This window comes from Streptomyces sp. NPDC012827, from assembly GCF_042900905.1.
Lineage (GTDB): Bacteria > Actinomycetota > Actinomycetes > Streptomycetales > Streptomycetaceae > Streptomyces > Streptomyces gulbargensis.
The window spans coordinates 151,253-166,750 of record NZ_JBIBBY010000010.1 but is presented as its reverse complement, the minus strand read 5'-3'; the positions used below and the strand labels follow the sequence as shown (position 1 = coordinate 166,750).

Genomic DNA, 15,498 nt, shown 5'->3' with positions numbered 1-15,498 from the left:
CGGAATCGGGTGTTTTCATCTCTTTCGTGTTGGTTAGTCGCTAGGTCAGCACGACAGAGACAGGAGGGTCATCATGATCGCCCATGAGCAGATTCCCGCTGTTCTGGACCATCCCGTGTACGACGCCGAGGGCAAGAAGATCGGCGACGCGAAGCACGTCTTCGTCGACGACGCCACCGGCCGTCCCGCGTGGGTCACCGTCAAGACCGGCCTCTTCGGCAGCCACGAGTCCTTCGTCCCCATCAAGGACGCCGCGATGGTGGAGGACCACCTGGAGGTGCCCTACCCCAAGGACCGGGTGAAGGACGCTCCGCACGTGGACGTCGACGGCGGGGGCCATCTCGACGCCCGCGAGGAACGGCGCCTGTACGAGTACTACGGAATCGCCTGGGACGACGCCTGGGCCCGCGCCAACCAGCCCGGCGAAGGCGGCTGGGCGCACGGCGAGTCGGGCACCGCGGACACCACCGGTACGGCCGGTATGACCGGAGCGGCCGGCATGACCGGGGCCGCCGGGACCGCGGGCATGGCGGACACGGCCGGAACCGATGCCATGGACACCCGCGACGCCTCGATGCGCGGCACCGACGACGCGATGACGCGCTCCGAGGAGGAGATGCACGTCGGCACCGAGCGGGTCGAGACGGGCCACGTGCGACTGCGCAAGTACGTCGTCACCGAGAACGTCCAGCAGACGGTGCCGGTGCGCCACGAGGAAGTGGTCGTCGAGCGCGAACCGATCACGGACGCCAACCGTGACCAGGCTCTGTCCGGCCCGGAGATCACCGAGTCCGAGCACGAGGTCACCCTCCACGAGGAGCGCCCCGTCGTCGAGACGCGGGCCGTCCCCGTCGAACGGGTCAGCCTCCGCACGGACGAGGTCACCGACGAGGAGACCGTGACCGGCGAGGTGCGCAAGGAGCACATCGAGGTCGAGTCGGACGACGTCCCGCTGACCGAGGACCCCGACGACCGCCGCGGCATGTGACACCTTCTCACCCCGCGGACCTGTCCACGGCTTTCGACCCGTCGTGCGGCACGCGGTGAACGGCGCCCGTGAGGAGCCCCCTCCTCACGGGCGCCCCCGCGCGTCCCGGGCGGGGACCGGCCGGTAGGGTCGGGTGCTTCGAACATCTGGGGGGATCACATGAGCACGTTCCGGGTGCGGAAGGCCGCCGTGACCGCAGTCGCCCTGGCGGCTTTCACCGTCTCGTGCGGTGGCGCGGACGGGAAGGCGGCGCCGCCGCCCGGCGGCGCGACGACCACGACCACGACCACGGCCACGGCCACGGCCACGGCCACGGCCACGGCGGCAGGAGACCCGGTGGAGGAGACGGCACCGGCCGCCGGCACCCCGGAAACCACCCCGGAGGCACCCGTGACACCGGCTCCCGAGCGCGTACGGGACGCCTTCGCCGGACTCCAGGCGACCCTGGACAACTCGTGCGCCACGGACGGCTGCGCGTACTTCCTGAGCCGCGTGCACGGCGAACTGCTGCGCCTGGAGCGGGCCATGAAGGCGGACCCCAAGGGACCCGGCCACTTCCCCGAGCCGCTCGCCCTGATCGCCGCCCTCGAGCGGGAACTCGGTGACGCCCCGTCGGCGGCCGACCTGGAGAAGCACCGGAAGTCGCTGCTCTCCACCCGCGACCGCGTCAACACCTGGATGCAGGGCCACCCGGACGACTACCGCTGAGCGGGCCCATGACGAGCGGGGAAAGAACGATGAGGCAGCGGCCCGGGGACCAGGGGTACGGAGCCGGGCAGGGCCCCACGGCCGCGACGGCCCAGGCGGGGCCGGAGGGGGACGGCCGGCGGGCGTCGACCGTGCGCGTGTTCATCGCGCTCGCCCCGCCCGACGAGGCGAAGGACGAGCTGGCACAGGCCCTGGCCCCCGCCTACGCGGCGTACCCGCACATGCGCTGGAACCGCATCGAGGACTGGCACATCACCCTCGCCTTCCTCGGGGAACTCCCCCGTGCCGCCGTCCCTCCGCTCCACTCCCCGCTCGCGGACGTCGCCGCGTCGCGGGGACCCGTCGAGCTCGCGCTCCACGGAGCCGGGCACTTCGACGAGCGGGTGCTGTGGAGCGGGATCGCCGGGGACCTGTCGGGGCTGCGCCTGCTGGCCTCGGACGTACGAACGGTCGTCAAGGAGTGCGGCATCCCCTTCGAGGAGCGGCCTCTGCGCCCCCACCTGACGCTGGCCCGGGCCCGGCGCGCCGATCAGGAGTCCGTGGTCGCGGCGGCGGCCGGGCTGGCCGGGTTCACCGGGCGCGGCTGGCCCGCCGCGCGACTGCACCTGGTCGGGAGCGACTTCGGGCGCGGCCCGGGGCCGATCCGCTACCGCGACCTCGAGTCCTGGGCGTTCACCGGTCCGTGAGCGGCGGGCCGTCGGCACCGGGCCCGGGATGGACAGCGGACCTCGGCCGCCCCTACCCTCGCACCTATTCAACTTGTTGAGTAGCCAGGAGGCTCCATGCACGCGTTCCGTACGGCGGTCGAGAGCCGTGACGCCGCCGCGATCGAGGCCCTGCTCGCCGAGGACGTCGTCTTCACCAGCCCGGTCGCCTTCGCCCCGTACACCGGTAAGGCGATCACCGCCGCCGTCCTGCGCGCGGCCATGCGGGTCTTCGAGGACTTCACCTACGTCCGGGAGATCACGGACGCGGGCGGCCGGGACCACGCGCTCGTCTTCACCGCGACCGTCGGCGGCCGGCGGATCCAGGGCTGCGACTTCCTGCACGTCGACGACGACGGCAGGATCGACGACTTCACCGTCATGGTCCGTCCGCTCTCCGCCGCCACGGCACTCGCCGAGGCGATGGGCGCCCAGTTCGAGCGCATCGCCCGGGAGGCGGGGGCGGCTCCCGACCCCGGGGCCTAGGCCGTGTCTTTCGGATGCCGGGCCCGGCCCGTCAGTCGCGCGTGTACGCCGAGAAGGGGCGCACTCCCGAGCCCCAGCGCACGGCGACGACCAGGTCCTCGTACACGCGCACGCCCGCCAGTTCGCCCTTGTGCCGGTCCACGTCGCTGCCGGTGTCGATCCTCTCCTTCTCCTCACCGGTGGCGGCGTCGAGCACCACCAGTTCGTCGAGGCCGTCCTGCCGGGAACCGCGGTCGGCGAGGGCGGTCACCCGGCCGCCGGTCACGTCGAGGGCGCGCAGGCCGCCCGCGACGGCCACGTTCTCCAGCCAGATCTGGCTGCCGCTCGCGAGGTCGAAGGCGATCACCCGGTCCCGGGACGACGTGCGCTCTCTGATCTCGGCGCCGGCGTAGAGCCGCCCGTCCGCGACGGTCACGAGGGCCGGCGCATGCGCCTGGATGGTTCCGTATCCGCCGGTTGTCCCGATCCGGCCGGCCGCCTTCCCGTCCTCGCCGAAGAGGAGGAAGGTGCCCTGCCCGCCCTCCGTCGTCCCGCCGTTCTGCACGACCGGCGGCTCGGCCGACAGCAAGGCCACCTGCCCGTCCGGTGCGGGCGCCGTCCGCCCGCCGAGGGAAGCGGTCCACCGCAGCCCGCCGCCGGCCGGGTCGAACGCGGCCAGCCGCAGTTGGGTGCGGCCACAGGCGAGTACGGCGACGACCTGCCGCTCCCCGGCGGCGACCTGCTCGGGCACACAGTCCTCGGGGACGGCGGCCGTCCAGCGCGGGGCTCCGGTCCGCAGGTCGAAGGCGCGCAGCGCCTTCGTTCCGGAGACGGCGGGCCGGGAGTCGGGGGTCCAGAGGTCGTCGTCGAGGGTCCACATCTCGTCGGCGTCCCGCAGGACGGCGACCCCGCCACCGACGGCGACCATGTCCGTGAACGTCTCGGTCAGGTTTCCCCCGGGGGAGCGGGGCGTGTGCCACCGCTCGCGGCCGCTCATGAGGTCGAGCGCGGCGACCGTCGAGCAGCCCGCGTTCATCACGTTCCCCCGGGCGATCAGGAGGACGGAGCCGGCCGTGCGGCGGCTGACGGCGCAGATGTGCTCCTGCCCGGGCGGGGCGTACTCCCAGCGGACCTTGCCCGTCCTCGCGTCGAAGGCGCCGACCGCGTCGTACCGGCTGCGGACGAGCGTCTCGCCGACCAGCCAGGCCCCGTTGCCGTAGTTCCTGGCGCCGTTGTCGACCGGGGCCTCCCAGACGAGGCGCGGCGAACTCCCCAGGGCGGAGCAGCCCGTGACAAGTCCGAGGGCGCACAGCGCGGTGACGGCCGCGAGCAGGGGGCGGAGCCCGCGCCCCGATCCCCGGCGGCCCGACGGCCACCGCCCCCGCCCGCGTCCCCTGTCGTCGGTCGTGCGCGCTGCCATGCGGACCCCCACCCCTGGCTCCAACGGTCGAATCCCCGTCAGGCTAGAGCACACCTGATCAGCGCCCGGACCCACAGGGTTCGACAAGACGATCTACCGCCGCCGCAACGAAGTCGAACGGACCATCAACCGGATTGAGAACTTCCGAGCCATCGCCACGCGCTTCGACGAACGGGCGTACGTCTTCCATGGATCGGTCACCGTGGCAGCGATCCGCCTGTGGCTCCGTCCGGAGGGAAGGGCCCCCGCTCAGAGGTCCTTGGCATCCGGGAAGACCTAGGGAGGCGGCGGACGCGCCCGGAGCCGTACCGGCCGCTCCCCCGCGCCCACCCCTCCCGAACCGCTGTGCGATCATGCCCGACGGGGCCCTGGGGGGCGGGCGGTACGGGGCGACACGAGGAGTCGGGTGTGAACGCGGGTGGGGGCGACGGTGGTTCGCCGGTGTCCGACGAGGAGTGGGAGCGGTTCCTGCGCTCCTCGCTGGAGGGTGTGCCGGACGCGCCCGCGGAGCCGTCGGCGCGGGACCGGGCCGCCGCCGCGCGCCGGCCGCCCGCCCGGGCGGCGGAGACCGGATGGCGTACGTACACCCCACCCCGGCGCCGGTCGCGGAAGGGCTGGTACGTGGCCGGGTTCGTGGCCTCGGTGGCCCTGCTTGCCGTGGCGCTCGCTCCGGGAGGGGTCACCGGCCTGCTCGGTGACGACGGCAGGGGCGCGGACGCGGCTCCGCTCGCTCCGGAATCGGCCGCGCCGACCGCTCCGCCGGACGCCGCCCCGGAGACGGCCCGGCCCACCGTCGCCGAGCCGTTCAGGGGCTCCCCTGCGGCCCGGTGGGCGGACGGCCCTGCCGGGATCACGGTGCCGCAGGCCCGGGCGACCGGGTGGATGGACCGCGCGGAGGTGGCCCGCGCGCTCCGCCTGAGCCGGGACTTCCTCGTCGCCTCCAACCTGGAGCCGGGCGTGCTGCGCGGTGAGCGCCCGGCCGGGGCGATCGCGCTGATCAACCCCCGCCAGCGGGACGTGCGGGACTTCCTCGCGACGGCGTTCCGCTCGCCGGGTGAGGCGAACGACCCGGTGCTCCTCTTCAGCCGGTTCGATCCCGCGCAGGCGCGCCTGGTCGGGGATGTGGTGAAGACCCGGGGCCGCCTCACCTTCACGGAGGGCGAGAAGGGCGCCCTGCGGGTGACCGCCGACGTCACGTTCGTGTACCCGGTCGCCCCGGCGGGCGGCGGCGACCTGGTCGTCCGCACCGTCGTGCGGCGTGAGGTGGTCATGAGCTGGGACGATCCCTCAAAGGTGAGCACCGAGCCGGGGACGTTCTCGCTGGTCTCGTACAAGGTGGACATGACGAACGGGGGCTGCGGCCCGGCCACCGGCCATCTGACCCCCTCGTTCGAGGGTGGCGGCAGCGGTACGGGAAGCGGGCCCGCGGTCGATCCGTACGACCGCAGCACGTCGATGGACGAGCGGATGCGGGCCGGCGGGGACGAGGAGTGCGGCACCGCGACGCGTTCCTGAGAGGGGCCGGACGGGCGTACGGAGGCGGAAGGGCCGGGGCGGGTGCCCCCCCGGCCCTTCCGCTGTACGGCGACGGTCCGGACGCTCAGGCGGCCCCGGGTGCGGAACCGAGGCTCGGCGGTGTCCAGTCGGCGTGGCGGAGGATGGCGCGGACCGTCGCGCGGGAGGGCGCCAGACGCAGGGCGGCGTTGCGCAGGGCGACCGCCACGGGATGGCTCAGGCCCTGGCCCGTACGGCCGGCCAGGCGGGCGGCCCGGGCGACGGACTGGCTGCGCGGGCGGCGCTCGGCGTCGTAGCGGGCGAGCGCGGAGGCGACGGTGGGTCCGTCGGCGACACAGGCGGCGAGGGTCACCGCGTCCTCCAGGGCCTGGCAGGCCCCTTGGCCGAGGTGCGGGGTCATGGCGTGGGCGGCGTCGCCGAGGAGGGCGACGCGGCCGGACGCGTACGCGGGCAGCGGCGTCACCAGTTCGTGGATGTCGTGGTGCAGGACGGCCTCCGGCCGGGTCGCGTCCAGCAGGGCGGGGATCGGGTCGTGCCAGGTGCCGAAGCGACGGCGCAGGACGGCGAGGGGGTCGGCGTGGCGGACGCCGGGCGGCGCGTTGAGGACGGCGTGCCATTCGGCCCGGCCGTCGCTGAAGGCGATGTGCCCGAACTCCGCGCCCCTCCCCCACGTCAGGGAGAAGTCGGTGGCGAGCGGGACCGGCCGCGCGGTGATGGCGCGCAGCACCGTGGAGCCGCTGTGGACGGGGCCGGGGTGCCCGGGGAACAACCGGCTCCGCAGTCGGCTGCGTACGCCGTCGGCGGCGACGACGAGATCGGCCTCCAGGACGTGGCCGCCGGCCCTGACCCGTACGCGGCCCGGGCCGGAGTCCTCGACGTCCGTCACCTCGGTCCCGACGCGGAGGCTCCCGGCGGGCAGTGCCGCGCGGAGCAGCCGGTGCAGGGTGGCGCGGGGTATGCCGACGATGGGGGTGCCGAGTTCGCGCTCCAGGGCCGCGCCGTCCATCGGGGCGAGCCAGCCGCCGCCGGGGACCCGGGTGCCGCCGGTGTACTGGGGGCGGGCGGCGGCCCGTACCGGCTCGCCCGCGCCGAGGGCGTCCAGGGCGCGGATGCCGTTGGCGTGGAGCGAGATCCCGGCACCGGCGTCGTCCGCCTCGGCAGCGCGCTCGACCACCGTGACGTCCCAGCCCACCCGGCGCAGTCCGATCGCCGCGGCGAGTCCGCCGATGCCGCCGCCCACCACCACCGCGCTGCCACCGTCCATGCCGGTTCCCTCCCCGCGTCTTCTACAGATGTAGAAGAAAGTGTACGCCTCCTCTCTACGGGTGTAGAAAGGGGCCATGTCCTCCGCGCCTGCCGACCGCCGTACCGTCCTCGCCGACGCGGCCGTCCGCGTGCTCGCCGACCAGGGCATGCGCGGCCTGACGCACCGGGCGGTGGACCGGGAGGCGGGGCTGCCACCGGGCACCACCTCCGCCTACTTCCGCACCCGGCACGCCCTGCTCACCGCTCTCGTCCGGCGGCTGGTCGCGCTCGACCAGGCCGAGCTGGAGGCCGCCGGGGAGGCGGTCCCGCCCCCGGCCGACGCGGAGGAACTGGCGGCGGGACTCGCCTCCTTCGCCGAGGGGCGGCTCACCGGGGACGGGCGCCGGCGCTCCCTGGCGCGCTACGCCTGCGCGGTCGAGAGCGTCCACCACCCCGAACTGCGCGAGATCCTGGCACCGCGGGAGAACGCGGCGCGGCGGATCGTGCGGGACTTCCTCGCCGGGCAGGGCGTCGACGACCCGGAGGGCCGGACGATCACCCTCCTGACCTGCGTGGACGGGCTCGTCTTCGATCGCCTGGTGCACGGCGGGAGCGTGGCCCGGGCGGAGATCGACGGCCTGCTGGCGACCGCCCTGCGGCCCTGAGCGGGCGGGACCCACCGGCCCGGACACGGCAGGCCCCGGACCGGTGGAACCGGGCCCGGGGCCGGGACGCGCCGCCCCGCGGATCAGTCGAGGGTGTCGGGGTGCGGGCCGGTCCGCAGGCCCGCGTCGAGGGTGGCGATCGCGGCGGTCTCCTCGTCCGTGAGGGCGAAGTCGAAGACGTCGAGGTTCTCGCGGATCCGGGCCGGGGTGACCGACTTGGGGATGACGACGTTGCCGAGCTGGAGGTGCCAGCGCAGGACGACCTGCGCGGCCGACTTCCCGTGACGGTCGGCGATCTTCCTGATCACCGGGTCCCCGAGGACCGCGCCCTGCGCGAGCGGGCTCCACGCCTCCGTGACGATGCCGTGGGCGGCGTGCAGCTCCCGCAGCTCCCGCTGCTGGAGGCCCGGGTGCAGCTCGATCTGGTTGACGACGGGCACCGGGCCGCCGTCGTCCAGGAGGCGGGCGAGGTGCGCGGGCTGGAAGTTGGAGACGCCCGCGGCCCGGACGCGACCGTCGGCGACGAGGGTGCCGATGGCCCGCCAGCTGTCGAGGTAGCGGTCCTGGGCGGGTGCGGGCCAGTGGATGAGGTAGAGGTCGACGTGGTCCAGGCCGAGCCTGCCGAGGCTCGCGTCGAAGGCGCGCAGCGTGCTGTCGTACCCCTGGTCGGCGTTCCACAGCTTGGTGGTCACGAAGAGGTCCTCGCGGGGGATGCCGGAGGCGGCGAGCGCCGTGCCGACGCCGGCCTCGTTGCCGTAGACCGCCGCGGTGTCGATGGAGCGGTAGCCGGCCTCCAGGGCGTGGCCGACGGCGGTGGCGGTCTCGTCGTCGGGGACCTGGAAGACGCCGAAGCCGAGCTGGGGGATCTCGACGCCGTTGTGGAGCGTGACGGTGGGGATGGCGGGGGCGGTGCTCATGGTGCTTCTTCCGTACGAGGTGAGGGGGGCGGGGTCAGTGGTGGAGGGCGGCCGGGGCGGCGGCCCTGGCCTCGGACCGCTCCGGGTGCGGCGAGCCCGCGACGACGCGGCCGGCGGTCCGCTCACGGCGGTCGAGTCCGGCGGCGAGGACGGCGAGGAGGAGCGCGGTGGCGGCGAGGAGGGCCCCGACCCAGTTGGGGGCGGTGTAGCCGAGGCCGCCGGCGATCACGGCGCCGCCCAGCCAGGCGGCGAGCGCGTTGCCGAGGTTGAAGGCGCCGATGTTGGCGGCGGAGGCCAGGGTGGGGGCGGCCGAGGCCTGGTCCAGGACCCGCTTCTGCAGCGGGGGCACGGTCGCGAAGCCGAGCGCGCCGATCACGGTGAGGGTGAGGGCGGCGAGGACCTTGTCGTGGGCGGTGAAGGTGAAGGCGAACAGGGCCAGGGCCAGGCCGCCCAGGGTGGTGAACAGCATGGGCATGAGGTGGCGGTCGGCGAACCTGCCGCCCACCAGGTTGCCCAGGAACATACCGGTGCCGAGCAGCACGAGGAGCCAGGTGACGGCGCCCTCGGAGTAGCCGGCGACCTCGGTCATCATCGGGGTGATGTAGGTGACGGCGGCGAAGACTCCGCCGAAGCCGAGGACGGTCATGCCCATCGCCAGCCACACCTGGGCCCGGCGGAAGGCGGCGAACTCGCCGCGCACGCTCGGGGCCGGCGGGCGGCCCTGTTCGGGGACGAGCCGGGCGACGCCGAGCAGGCCGATCACGCCGAGGGCGGCGACGGCGGCGAAGGTGGTGCGCCAGCCCGCGGCCTGTCCGATGAACGTGCCGAGCGGGACGCCGACGATGTTGGCGACGGTGAGGCCGGTGAACATCAGCGAGATGGCGGAGGCCTTCTTGTGGGGGGCCACCAGGTCCGCGGCGACGACGGAGCCGATGCCGAAGAACGCGCCGTGGGCCAGCGAGGCGACGACCCGGCCGACGAGCATCGGACCGAACGCCGGCGCCAGGGCGGAGAGCGCGTTGCCGACGACGAAGAGGCCCATGAGGAACATGAGCATCTTCTTGCGGGACACCTTGGTGCCCAGGACCGTCAGCAGCGGCGCGCCGAGGACGACGCCGAGGGCGTAGCCCGTCACCAGCCAGCCGGCGGTGGGGATCGAGACCCCGAAGTCGCCCGCGACCTGGGGCAGCACGCCCATGATCACGAACTCCGTGGTTCCGATCCCGAAGGCCCCGATGGCCAGGGCCAGCAGCGCGAGAGGCATGACGAAAACCTTTCCAGGTCATTGCGAGGAGGTCTTACGTGCGTCGACAATACTTGCACACGCTTCATACATGCAAACGCAGGCATCTTCGGAAGGAGTGTTACGTCGCCTGCAAGCATCTCCGCCGCCGCTCCCGGGCGGCCTCCCGACGAAGAGAAGCCGGGGGCGGGGAAGGCGGGTGGTCCCCGCTTCCCACCCCCGGCGGTGGCCCTGCCGCCGGTAGCGGCGGCGGCTCAGCGGCGTGTCGTCACGGCCCCCAGGCCTCGAACTCGTAGATCCGGGCCGCGGGGTCCGAGGTCTGGGTCGGCCGGGTGATCTCCAGGCGGACGTGGCGGGCCGTGGCGGACACCGGATGGGTGGTGACGGCCGCCGTACTGCCGGTGACCGTGACGGCGGTGGTCCAGGGGTCGGCCGTGGAGGCGCGTACCTTCACGGTGAAGTCCCGGGTGTTCCACGCGGCCTCCTCCCCGCCCGCCGCCGCGTGACGGACCACGAAGCGGTCCAGGGCGCGGGCGGAGCCCAGGTCCACCTCCAGCCACTTGGCCGTCGTGGTGGTGCACCACTTGTCGGTGGTGCCGCCGGTCACCGTGCCGTTCACCGCCTTGGCCGCGGTCTCGGCGCCGTTGCACTGGCCCGAGGCGGTGGCCGGACGGTTCAGGGCGAGGTTGGTCCCGGTGCTGTCCGTCCACGGGACGGTGGTCGTCGCCGCCGGGGAGCGGCCGTACTCGGCCGACACGGCCTCCACCTCCAGGGTCGTCGTGGTCTCCGTTCCCTCCCGGTCGAGCCGGGAGACGAAGTAGGCGTCGTTGGGAGTGGCGCCCAGGAAGGTGCGTCCGCCGTCCGCGTCGCGGCGGTAGACCTCGTAGTGGCGGACGGACCCGGTGGCCGACGGCGTCCAGGCCAGCCGCAGCGACTTGCGGCCCGCGCTCACGTCGGACGAGCCGAGGACGGTCACTCCGGTGGGCGCCGACGCCGAGTCCACCGCCCCGTCGTGGACGGCGAGCTGACCGATCCGTACGTCGTACGCGGGCACGGAGCCGGCGGCCTCCAGGCCGATCTGGGCGATGGTCCGGCCGCTGTACGCGGACAGGTCGAGCGTCCTGCGTTCCCAGCCGGCGGAGGTGGTGGCGCCCAGGTCCAGGGTGGTGAAGGCGGTGGGGGCGTCGGTGAAGGAGATCGCGGCCCTGAGCCGGGTCGGTCCGGCGGCCGGAGTCTTCAGCACGACGGAGAGACGGGTGTCGGCGGCGACCGGAAGCCTGGTCTGGTAGAGACGGACGGTGTTCACGCCGTCGAGCGTCCCGCTCAGGCGCAGCGACGACCCGCCCTCGTACGCGTCGGTGTGGTCGATCGACGGGGTCAGTTTCGTGCCGCTCGCAGACGTGGTGGTGACGAGCCATCGGTAGGTGGGCGGCACGTCCTGGAGCGAGAGGTTGTTCCAGCCGGCCGAGGAGACCCGGACACCGCGCGCGTGGTAGAAGTCGCCCTGTCCCGCCCCGAAGGAGGTCACGAACGGCTTGGCGGTGACGGGACTGGACTCGGGGATGTAGTGGGCCAGACCCTTCCACGCGGAGCTCGTCGTGGTGTTCGACGGGTCGCCGTTGGCGCCGCCCCAGAAGCGTGCCTCGCGGGCCTCGGCGTCGGCGCGGTTCGCGGAGGAGGTGTACGTCCACTCCGGGCGGTAGATGCCGAGCGAGGTGACGTGCTCCCGGCCGGCCGGGAAGACGGCGGACCAGGGGACGGACGTCTGGTAGCCGTTGGCCTCCGTGTCGATGCCCGCGAACAGCTCGTGCTCGTCGCGGCCGAGCCCGCGCGCGAGGGTGCGGGAGGAGTCCAGACCGGATGCGCTCCACCCGAAGTCGAGGAACATCGCGTCCGAGGTGCGCCGGCCGCCCTCCTGGAGGAAGGAGTCGTTGGCGGAGGTCAGGGCGTCCTGCCAGCTCACGGACCCGGACTCGGTCATCGCGTCGTACCACATGAACTCGACCGGACCGAGGGAACGGGCGTAGCGCATCTGCTCGCGCAGGGCGGTGGCGAGGGCCGCGTCGCCGCCGGCCGTCTCCTGGTTGATGAACCAGCCGTCGAAGCCGTAGTGCTGGGCGACCTGGACCAGCTTGTCGGCCACGGGATAGCGGCTGCCGTTCTTCTGCGTGAAGTCGCGCACCCACTGGATCTGGCCACCGTAGGCGGTGGGCGGGAAGAACACGGTGCCGTAGACCTTGACGCCGTTGCGGTGGGCGGCGTCGATGACGGTGGCGTTGGGGGCGAGGATGAGCCCCTCACTCGCGGAGCCGCCCCAGAAGACGAGGGTGTCGACGTACTGCCAGTGGCCGAACGCGTAGTAGTGCGGATTCGCTGAGCCCTGCGACGGGTTGTTCGAGGTGGGGGCGAAGGAGACCAGCGAGGCGACCTTGCCCTCGCCGGGGCGGGCGTGGGGGTTGGCCTTCAGGGCGGGGTCGGAGACGCGCGGGCGGAGGGGGACGCGGGAGCGGTTGAACCGCGCGTCGGGATCGGTGGCCGGGTCCCAGTTCAGGAGAGTGCCGGGGTGCCAGTACGAGGCGTACGGCTGGTCCCCCCTGGCCTCCGCGGGGAGCTGCGCGGGAGCCGCCGCGGGTGCGGGGTCCGCGGGGGCCGCGGTGGCGCCCGCGGCGGGGAGGAGGCCGAGAAGGGCGGCGGTCAGCGCCGCCAGGAGGGCGGCGGGAAAACGTTGTCTCATCCGAATCTCCGGTCCAGCGGGAAGGGTGGGGTCCTGGACGTGCTGGAGGTACAGGTGGTGCGGATGAAGCGACGGCTCGCGGGAGGCGGCCGTCCGCCGGAGGCTAAACGCCTTTAGTAGGGCGGTCAAGAGTGGGGCGGTACGGGGGCGGGGCCGGCGTCCCGGTCGCGGGGAGGGGCGCGGGGCGCTCGCGGCTACCGGGCCTCGGGCTCGGGCGGGGACGCCTCCGGGCGGGCCTCCCGCGCTCCGGCCGGAGCCTCGGGCGGCGCGGGGTGCGGGCCGTCCCCCTCGCGGGGAGGGGCGCGGGGCCCTCGCGCGTGCCGGCCCCGGGCTCGGGCGGGGCGCCTCCCCGTCCCGCCCGGGGCCTCAGGCGGTGCGGTCGCCCGGGGCGGCCGTGCTCTCGCGGACGGTGAGACGCGGGGTGGGGTTCTTGATGTCCCGCGCCGAGCCCGGGTCGTCCAGGAGGGCGAGCAGCGCCCGTGCGACCTGCTCGCCCAGGGCGAAGGTGTCACGGGTGAGGGCGGTGAGGGCGGGGTGGACGATCCGGGCGAGCGCGGAGTCCTCGAAGGAGACGACGGACAGCTCGCCGGGCACGGCCACGCCCATCTCGGCGGCGACGCCGAGTCCGGCCACGGCCATGACGTCGCTGTCGTAGATGAGCGCGGTGGGCCGCCGGGGACGGGCGAGCAGGGCCCGGGTGGCGGCGGCGCCCTCCGCGTCGCTGAAGTCCGTCGGGAGCGAGACGGCCTCCAGACCGAGCCGCCGTGCCCCGTCCCGTACCGCCCGGATCCGGCGCCGGGTGTGCTGGAAGGCCGGGAGCCCGGCGAGGTGGGCGATCCTGCGGTGCCCCAGGGCGGCGAGGTACTCCACGAGGGAGAGCATCGCCTCGCGGTCGTCGGCCCAGACGCTCGGCAGCCGGCCGTGGCGGCCGGGGCCGCCGATGACCATCGCCGGTACGCCGAGTTCCTCCAGGACGGGCACGCGCGGGTCGCGCACCTGGAGGTCGACCAGCACGAAGCCGTCCACGCGGTGCTCCGAGGTCCAGCGGCGGTAGACCTCGATCTCGGCGGCGGTGTCCTCCACGACGAGGAGCTGGAGGGCGGTGCCGCGGGTCGACAGGGCCGCCTGCAGGCCGCTGAGCAGCTGCCCGAAGAACGGTTCGAGGCCGATCGTGCGGGCCGGGCGGGCGAGGACGAGGCCGACGGTGCCGGCCCGGGCGCCGCCGAGGGCGCGGGCGGCACTGTGCGGGCGCCAGTTCATCTCCTCGGCGACCCGCAGGATCCGCTCCCTGGTCGCGGCGCTGACCCCGGGCCGCCCGTTCAGGGCGAAGGAGACCGCGCCCTTGGAGACTCCGGCGCGCCGGGCGATGTCGGCGATGGTGGGTCTGGCCACGGGGCGCCCCTTTCCCGTCCTCGTGCTCTCCCTTGACAGCGGAGTCTAACGGGAGCATAGTCCCCCTTCGCTAGACCGGTTTAGTCATACTGATCCACCGTCGGACAGCACAGACCGGGAGACCTCGATGCGAAGAAGCCTCTGGATCCGACCGGCCGTCGCGGCACTCGCCGCGGTGACCCTCGCCGGCTGCGGGCTCGGCGACCCGGGCGGCGCGAGCGATGACAACGATGCCAACGGCGAGGTGACGGGCCGGGTCTCACTCCAGACCTGGGCCCTGAAGCCGAAGTTCACCGCGTACATGGAGGGCGTCATCGACGCCTTCGAGAAGAAGCACCCGGGCGTGCAGGTCGAGTGGCTCGACCAGCCCGGGGAGGGATACTCCGAGAAGGTCCTGAGCCAGGCCGCCGGCGGCACCCTGCCCGACGTGGTCAACCTTCCACCTGACTTCGCGCTGCCGCTGGTGAGACGGAACATGCTGCTCGACGTGGGCGCGGCCGACCCGGCCCTGGCCGCCGACTACGTGAAGGGCGGCGTCGACGCGTACCGCTTCCCCGGCACCGAGGGGACGTACGGCTATCCCTGGTATCTCAACACCGACGTCAACTACTGGAACGCCGAGCAGCTGACGCGCTACGGCCTGGACCCGAAGAAGCCGCCCGCCGACCTGGACCAGCTGATCGCGGCGGCCCGCACGGTCAAGGAGCGGTCCGGCGGGAAGGTCCATCTGATGAGCCGCAAGCCCGGCCTGATGGACTTCGCCAACGCGGGGGTGCCGCTGATGTCGCGGGACGGCACCCGCTTCACGTTCAACACCCCCGAGGCGGCGGCGCTCCTCGACCGGTACCGGGAGGCGTTCAGGGAGGGGCTGCTCCCGAAGGACGTCCTGACCGAGACGTACGCCGGGAACACGCGACTCTTCAGCTCCGGCGCCGCCGCCTGGACCACCGCCGGCGGCAACTACATCACCTCGCTGGCCGTCGACAACCCGACCCTGGCGCCCAAGGTGGTCTCCTCCCCCGCCATGGGCACGCCACCGCTCTACGTCCAGGGGCTGTCGGTGGCGCGGTCGGGCCGGAACCGGGCCACCGCGCTGGCGCTCGCCCGCTGGATCACCAGCGCCGGGAACCAGGCCGCGTTCGCCCGGCTCACCAGCGTCTTCCCGTCCACGAAGGCCTCCGCCGGCGACCCCTTCCTCAGCCGGAGCGACGGCACCAACGCGGGCGACGCGAAGGTCACCGCCTTCGCCTCGCTGGCCAGGGCCCGGATGCTGGAACCGGTCCAGGCCAACGACGCCGTCAAGACCGTCGTCAACCAGCAGATCGCCCTCGCCCTCAGCGGCCGAACCTCCTCCCGGGAGGCGCTGGACACGGCGGTCGCCCGCGCCGACGAGCTCCTGAAGGACTGAGTCCGGCCCCGTGCGGACGGCGCACCGTCCGCACGGCCCTCCCCCGCGCACCGGAAGGCCCCCGGCCCCCGTTCCCGCCGTACTCCCGCCGTAC

Annotated in this window: 13 protein-coding genes and 1 pseudogene; 8 read left to right on the top strand and 6 right to left on the bottom strand. The window is 73.9% G+C overall.

Annotated elements, in window-relative coordinates; genetic code table 11:
* Positions 1-73: 73 nt before the first annotated feature.
* From ACFY60_RS22520 to ACFY60_RS22505, 4 genes are all read left to right on the top strand, one after another.
* Entirely contained in the window at positions 74-988 is a 915-nt protein-coding gene (locus ACFY60_RS22520; protein ID WP_388613260.1) for a DUF2382 domain-containing protein, read from the top strand.
* Positions 989-1,147: 159 nt separating this feature from the next.
* Positions 1,148-1,696 (top strand): hypothetical protein, encoded by a 549-nt coding sequence (locus ACFY60_RS22515; protein ID WP_388613262.1) that lies wholly within the window; start codon positions 1,148-1,150, stop codon positions 1,694-1,696.
* A 29-nt stretch (positions 1,697-1,725) separates the two neighbouring features.
* Positions 1,726-2,382, top strand: a complete 657-nt coding sequence (gene thpR / locus ACFY60_RS22510) for an RNA 2',3'-cyclic phosphodiesterase (protein ID WP_388613263.1) — start codon at positions 1,726-1,728, stop codon at positions 2,380-2,382.
* Between the two features lie 96 nt (positions 2,383-2,478).
* Positions 2,479-2,886, top strand: a complete 408-nt coding sequence (locus ACFY60_RS22505) for a nuclear transport factor 2 family protein (protein WP_388613265.1) — start codon at positions 2,479-2,481, stop codon at positions 2,884-2,886.
* A 31-nt stretch (positions 2,887-2,917) separates the two neighbouring features.
* Here the strand turns inward: ACFY60_RS22505 and ACFY60_RS22500 are convergent, their stop codons facing one another.
* Positions 2,918-4,285: a PQQ-binding-like beta-propeller repeat protein gene (locus ACFY60_RS22500; protein ID WP_388613267.1), complete on the bottom strand. Its 1,368-nt coding sequence runs from the start codon at positions 4,283-4,285 to the stop codon at positions 2,918-2,920.
* 70 nt (positions 4,286-4,355) lie between these two features.
* Between ACFY60_RS22500 and ACFY60_RS22495 the strand changes: the two are divergent.
* Both ACFY60_RS22495 and ACFY60_RS22490 read left to right on the top strand, forming a co-directional pair.
* Positions 4,356-4,565 (top strand): annotated as a pseudogene (locus ACFY60_RS22495) (IS5/IS1182 family transposase); the annotation flags it as partial.
* A 128-nt stretch (positions 4,566-4,693) separates the two neighbouring features.
* Entirely contained in the window at positions 4,694-5,800 is a 1,107-nt protein-coding gene (locus ACFY60_RS22490; RefSeq protein ID WP_388613269.1) for a hypothetical protein, read from the top strand.
* Between the two features lie 85 nt (positions 5,801-5,885).
* Here the strand turns inward: ACFY60_RS22490 and ACFY60_RS22485 are convergent, their stop codons facing one another.
* Positions 5,886-7,064 carry an FAD-dependent monooxygenase gene (locus ACFY60_RS22485; protein WP_388613271.1) on the bottom strand — a complete coding sequence of 393 codons (1,179 nt, stop codon included), beginning with the start codon at positions 7,062-7,064 and terminating at the stop codon, positions 5,886-5,888.
* A gap of 76 nt (positions 7,065-7,140) precedes the next feature.
* Between ACFY60_RS22485 and ACFY60_RS22480 the strand changes: the two genes are divergently transcribed.
* The gene (locus tag ACFY60_RS22480; RefSeq protein WP_388613273.1) at positions 7,141-7,710 is read left to right on the top strand and encodes a TetR/AcrR family transcriptional regulator; all 570 of its coding nucleotides are present in this window, start codon (positions 7,141-7,143) and stop codon (positions 7,708-7,710) included.
* 83 nt (positions 7,711-7,793) lie between these two features.
* On the opposite strand, the gene ACFY60_RS22475 is transcribed toward ACFY60_RS22480, so the two are convergent.
* The 4 genes from ACFY60_RS22475 to ACFY60_RS22460 all read right to left on the bottom strand — a co-directional run bounded on the left by ACFY60_RS22475 (position 7,794) and on the right by ACFY60_RS22460 (position 13,996).
* Positions 7,794-8,627: an aldo/keto reductase gene (locus ACFY60_RS22475; protein ID WP_388613275.1), complete on the bottom strand. Its 834-nt coding sequence runs from the start codon at positions 8,625-8,627 to the stop codon at positions 7,794-7,796.
* Positions 8,628-8,661: 34 nt separating this feature from the next.
* The gene (locus ACFY60_RS22470; RefSeq protein ID WP_388613277.1) at positions 8,662-9,891 is read right to left on the bottom strand and encodes an MFS transporter; all 1,230 of its coding nucleotides are present in this window, start codon (positions 9,889-9,891) and stop codon (positions 8,662-8,664) included.
* Positions 9,892-10,138: 247 nt separating this feature from the next.
* Complete coding sequence (locus tag ACFY60_RS22465) at positions 10,139-12,604, bottom strand: discoidin domain-containing protein (RefSeq protein ID WP_388613279.1); 2,466 nt, start codon at positions 12,602-12,604, stop codon at positions 10,139-10,141.
* Positions 12,605-12,970: 366 nt separating this feature from the next.
* Positions 12,971-13,996: a LacI family DNA-binding transcriptional regulator gene (locus tag ACFY60_RS22460; protein WP_388613281.1), complete on the bottom strand. Its 1,026-nt coding sequence runs from the start codon at positions 13,994-13,996 to the stop codon at positions 12,971-12,973.
* A gap of 127 nt (positions 13,997-14,123) precedes the next feature.
* On the opposite strand from ACFY60_RS22460, the gene ACFY60_RS22455 reads away from it, so the two are divergent.
* Positions 14,124-15,404: an ABC transporter substrate-binding protein gene (locus tag ACFY60_RS22455; protein ID WP_388613283.1), complete on the top strand. Its 1,281-nt coding sequence runs from the start codon at positions 14,124-14,126 to the stop codon at positions 15,402-15,404.
* The last annotated feature ends 94 nt before the right edge of the window (positions 15,405-15,498 follow it).

What these genes read in the sequence shown, in the direction of transcription:
- ACFY60_RS22520 (WP_388613260.1), top strand. Translation starts at nt 74, where the DNA reads ATGATCGCCCATGAGCAGATTCCCGCTGTTCTGGACCATCCCGTGTAC.
- ACFY60_RS22515 (WP_388613262.1), top strand. Translation starts at nt 1,148, where the DNA reads ATGAGCACGTTCCGGGTGCGGAAGGCCGCCGTGACCGCAGTCGCCCTG.
- thpR (WP_388613263.1), top strand. Translation starts at nt 1,726, where the DNA reads ATGAGGCAGCGGCCCGGGGACCAGGGGTACGGAGCCGGGCAGGGCCCC.
- ACFY60_RS22505 (WP_388613265.1), top strand. Translation starts at nt 2,479, where the DNA reads ATGCACGCGTTCCGTACGGCGGTCGAGAGCCGTGACGCCGCCGCGATC.
- ACFY60_RS22500 (WP_388613267.1), bottom strand. Translation starts at nt 4,285, where the DNA reads ATGGCAGCGCGCACGACCGACGACAGGGGACGCGGGCGGGGGCGGTGG.
- ACFY60_RS22485 (WP_388613271.1), bottom strand. Translation starts at nt 7,064, where the DNA reads ATGGACGGTGGCAGCGCGGTGGTGGTGGGCGGCGGCATCGGCGGACTC.
- ACFY60_RS22480 (WP_388613273.1), top strand. Translation starts at nt 7,141, where the DNA reads ATGTCCTCCGCGCCTGCCGACCGCCGTACCGTCCTCGCCGACGCGGCC.
- ACFY60_RS22475 (WP_388613275.1), bottom strand. Translation starts at nt 8,627, where the DNA reads ATGAGCACCGCCCCCGCCATCCCCACCGTCACGCTCCACAACGGCGTC.
- ACFY60_RS22470 (WP_388613277.1), bottom strand. Translation starts at nt 9,891, where the DNA reads ATGCCTCTCGCGCTGCTGGCCCTGGCCATCGGGGCCTTCGGGATCGGA.
- ACFY60_RS22465 (WP_388613279.1), bottom strand. Translation starts at nt 12,604, where the DNA reads ATGAGACAACGTTTTCCCGCCGCCCTCCTGGCGGCGCTGACCGCCGCC.
- ACFY60_RS22455 (WP_388613283.1), top strand. Translation starts at nt 14,124, where the DNA reads ATGCGAAGAAGCCTCTGGATCCGACCGGCCGTCGCGGCACTCGCCGCG.